We start from the raw sequence: 1,564 nt of genomic DNA, 5'->3' as shown, positions 1-1,564 counted from the left end.
CCGCTACCTTTCTGGCGAGCACCACCTATTTGCGCCGCCTTGGCCCGGCGATGCAAACCGGATGTACCGTTGCGCTGTTGCTGGGCTTGATGATTTTATCTGGCCTTGGCCATTGGATGCTGGCACGCGGGCGCGTTGCGTCCTCTGGATGGCAGACGGGCTATTTTGTCCTCTGCTTGATAGTGGTGACACCGACCATTCAATACCGGCCCCACGCGCTGGCTTATCTGTTGGGGGTTGTGTTTCCACTGCTGGGAATACTTCTGCTAAACACTTACCGCTATCACGACATGCGACTGAAACTGGCAAACATTCGCTGCCCGTAGCTCCCGCGCAGTCACGCGGGAGCACACCAGGCCTGCCCGCTACCGCTCGATCGAGCGGCTCCACCGCGCATTCCACTCCGGCCGCGCCTGGTTCACCTGGTCCCAATCAATCGAAATCGCTGTCTGCAAGTAACCTTGCATGGCCTCCACCCGCGCGCGGGTTTTGTCGGTGGTCGGCGTAGTCGGATTCGACGGGATCTGGTCACCTTCTTCCAGCGCCGGCGCCTGGGCTTGGGCGGTCAGCAAGAAGGCCGCAAGTTTCTGTGCCAGTTCCGGCTGGTCATTACGCGCAATGACACACTCGGCCACGTTGAGCACCACTGCGCCTTCCTTGGGCTGGGCGTATTCCATCGGGATGCCGAGCAATTGCTGCGTGGTCACTTGAGTCGGGGTGAGCGGGAAGATCGCCGCTTCGTCGGTCTGTACCATCTCGGAAATCTTCGCGGAACTGGCGATGTACTCCAGCACGTTGGGGCCGATGGTTTTTGGCCAGGCCTTGAAGCCCGGCTCCACGTTGGTCTCGGAGCCGCCCTGGATGCGGTTGAACATCAAGAAGCCGTGCAGGCCGAAGGTGGAGGAGGCCAGGGACTGGAACACCACCTTGTCCTTGAATCGCGGATTGGCCAGGTCCATCCACGAGGTGGGCGCGGCCCAGCCTTTTTCCTTGAACATCTTGGCGTTGTAGCCCAGGCCCGTGACGCCCAGGGTCACGGCAACCGCTTCATCCTTGATTTTGGCCTTGGCCGGGATCTGGTCCAGGGTCGGGTTGGGTGTGAGTTTTCCGCACAGGCCCATGGAAATGGCGCGGTACATGATGCCGTCGTCGAGGAACATCACGTGCATCTGCGGGTTGTCTTTGTTGGCCTGGACCTTGGCGAGGATGTCCGACGAGGTGCCGGGCACAATCACCACCTTGACGTTATTGGCCTTCTCGAACGCGGGCAGCACCTTGTCGGCGTACACCCGTTCCATGGTGCCGCCGTTCATGCCCAGGTATAGCGTTGGCGCGGCATGGGCGGTGGCGGTGAGCAAGGCGAGGGGCAAGCAGGACAGCGCGATACGTGGGTTCATGGGTTTTTCCTCTCAGGCTTGGAAACGACGAATGGAAAACGCTTCGATGGGTTGGCGGCTGGCGCCTGTGCAGACGATCTCTGCCAGGGCTTCACCGACGGCGGGGCCGAGCTGGAACCCGGCGCCGGCAAAGCCGAAACCGTGGAGCAGGCCAGGTTGGGTGCTGC

General features: G+C 61.4%; 2 protein-coding genes and 1 pseudogene. 1 reads left to right on the top strand and 2 read right to left on the bottom strand.

The window, feature by feature from the left end:
* Nucleotides 1-326, top strand: a 326-nt coding sequence (locus FEM54_RS34240) for a hypothetical protein (protein WP_171045965.1), incomplete at its 5' end; no start/stop codon positions are given.
* Between the two features lie 39 nt (nt 327-365).
* Here the strand turns inward: FEM54_RS34240 and FEM54_RS32335 are convergent.
* Both FEM54_RS32335 and FEM54_RS32330 read right to left on the bottom strand, forming a co-directional pair.
* Nucleotides 366-1,397, bottom strand: coding sequence for an ABC transporter substrate-binding protein (locus FEM54_RS32335; RefSeq protein WP_138454257.1), 1,032 nt, complete (start codon nt 1,395-1,397; stop codon nt 366-368).
* Between the two features lie 12 nt (nt 1,398-1,409).
* A pseudogene (locus FEM54_RS32330) lies at nt 1,410-1,564 on the bottom strand (NAD(P)/FAD-dependent oxidoreductase); the annotation flags it as partial.

The sequence above is a fragment of the Pseudomonas edaphica genome, assembly GCF_005863185.1.
Taxonomy (GTDB): Bacteria; Pseudomonadota; Gammaproteobacteria; order Pseudomonadales; family Pseudomonadaceae; genus Aquipseudomonas; species Aquipseudomonas edaphica.
The sequence above is the reverse complement of the archived record's forward strand: the minus strand, read 5'-3'. Positions and strand labels throughout refer to the sequence as shown.

Coding starts and splice junctions, on each gene's coding strand:
- FEM54_RS32335 (WP_138454257.1), bottom strand. CDS start 1,397: ATGAACCCACGTATCGCGCTGTCCTGCTTGCCCCTCGCCTTGCTCACC.